Origin of the sequence: Nocardiopsis sp. N85, from assembly GCF_028882275.1 — a bacterium.
In the GTDB taxonomy this organism is placed as follows: domain Bacteria; phylum Actinomycetota; class Actinomycetes; order Streptosporangiales; family Streptosporangiaceae; genus Nocardiopsis; species Nocardiopsis lambiniae.
This window is the reverse complement of the sequence record NZ_JARBUT010000039.1, coordinates 1-1,783: the sequence shown is the minus strand read 5'-3', so window position 1 is coordinate 1,783 and position 1,783 is coordinate 1. Positions and strand designations below refer to the sequence as shown.

The window sequence follows — 1,783 nt, the reverse complement described above, 5'->3', positions numbered from 1 at the left end:
AGGGTTCTGGCAGGCGTTGGAGCGGGCCAGACACTAGCGCCGTGTGCGAGTGCGGAAGGTGGATGGGCCGATGCGGGTGACCCGCGTGACGACGGCGGAACTCGACCGTCTGGAGTTCCACGCCGTGCGGTCCGGTGAACACGGTGAGGTCGCCGCCCGGCTCCTCGACCTGGCCAACCGGGTCGACGCCGGGAGCGAGATCTCGCGTGCGGAGTTGTTCGTCCGCGCGGGGGAGCAGTGGGAGATCGCCCAGGAGTACGAGCGCGCCTGCGCCGCGTACCAGCGGGCGATCGACGACGGCGGCCCCACGGTCATCGACGCGCGGGCCCTCAGCGCGGGCGCCCTGCTCCAGCTCGACGAGATCGAGCGGGCCCACGCCCAGCTCGACCGGTTGCGGAGCGAGGAACCGCGCGGCCTTCAGACGTACCTCCACGTCTCCGAGGCCCTGTACGCCCACGACGACCTGGCGGGCGCCGAGCGGTGGGCGACCGAGGGGGCGCGCCGTTTCCTGCACCGCGACCTCACGCCCTACGTTCGGGACCTGCTCTGGGAGTTGCTGCGGATCCGTTTCCGGATCCGGGCCGACCTGGGGCTGCCCGAGGACGATCTGGATCGCCGCCTCGACGAGGAGTGAGTTTCGCGACGTGTCGCGCGGTGCGTGTGCGACACGCCCGGGACGCGGGTGACCGAGGTCGCTCAGAGACCCTGTGGCGCCCCGTGCGGCCCCCGTCGCCGGACCGGGTACACCAGGTTCCTCCGGCCTCTCAGGCCGGGCGACGAGGGCGATCCGACGCCCGTCGGCCTTCCCCGGCGGCCGGCGCGGGCACGGATCGCTCCACGGGAGTCCTAGGCTGGCCACGCCCCCTCGCCGCGGGGCGGGCGATGCCGTTCCACGTGCCCCGATACGGCCCCCATACCACGCCCTCAGGGCATGTTCGACGGCCGTCGAAGAATATGAGAAAACAGCGACACGCCATTATCTTGCGGTGGTTCCTAGCGTAGGCCCCTAGATGTAGTATCTGTCCCGCTGGTGCTTCACCCCTCAGGGTGACAGGCGACCCGGAGGGACTCCGGGAGCGACCCTGCCGGCCGAGTGGAACGCGACCGCTGTGAGAACACCCGGGACCCCCGAGATCCCGGTGCCCCACCGGACCGCGCGAACGAGGGCCGGGGACCGGCGCGCAAGCGCTAGTACGACCGGGGGCTTTGGGAGAGGGCGACCCGCGTGACACACCGATCGACGACCGTACGCACCCGGTGCTGCGGCCGCACGGTGAGCGCAGCGCGAGCCTGTAGCCACCGTCCCCACCCCGCCGGGACTTCTTCTATCGAGGTTGGAGCCGCTGTATGACCCTTGACGTCGAGGCCGTGCCCGCATCCGTTCGGCCCGAGCCGACCACCGAGGGCGCGCCCCCCACCGCCCTCGACCGGATCGAGCACGTCGTGACCGAGGCCTGTGCGCGGCTTTCCGGTGTTTCGGCGGAGAAGGTCCTGGTCGAGGCCCGCCGCGGCCTCTACCCCGGCATCCCCGACTCCGAGGTCGAGCTGGCGCTCATCATGGCCGCCCGCAGCTATGTCGAGGTCGACCCGGACTACTCCTACGTCGCCGCGCGCCTGCTGCTGGACAAGCTGCGACGCGAGGCCCTGACCTTCATCAGCGGCGTCTCCGACGCCGCCACCCAGTCCGAGATGGGCGGGCGTTACGCCTCCTACCTGGGCGCCTACGTCGGCCGCGGCATCGACCTGGGCCAGCTCGACCCGGCCCTGGCCAAGTTCGACCTGG

General features: G+C 71.5%; 1 protein-coding gene and 1 pseudogene. Both read left to right on the top strand.

The window, feature by feature from the left end:
• Positions 1-70: 70 nt before the first annotated feature.
• Positions 71-634 (top strand): hypothetical protein, encoded by a 564-nt coding sequence (locus PWG71_RS28575; RefSeq protein WP_274813180.1) that lies wholly within the window; start codon positions 71-73, stop codon positions 632-634.
• A gap of 713 nt (positions 635-1,347) precedes the next feature.
• Positions 1,348-1,783: pseudogene (locus PWG71_RS28570) on the top strand (ribonucleoside-diphosphate reductase subunit alpha); the annotation flags it as partial.

Excerpts from the sequence above, each read along its gene's own strand:
- PWG71_RS28575 (WP_274813180.1), top strand. The coding sequence starts at position 71 with ATGCGGGTGACCCGCGTGACGACGGCGGAACTCGACCGTCTGGAGTTC.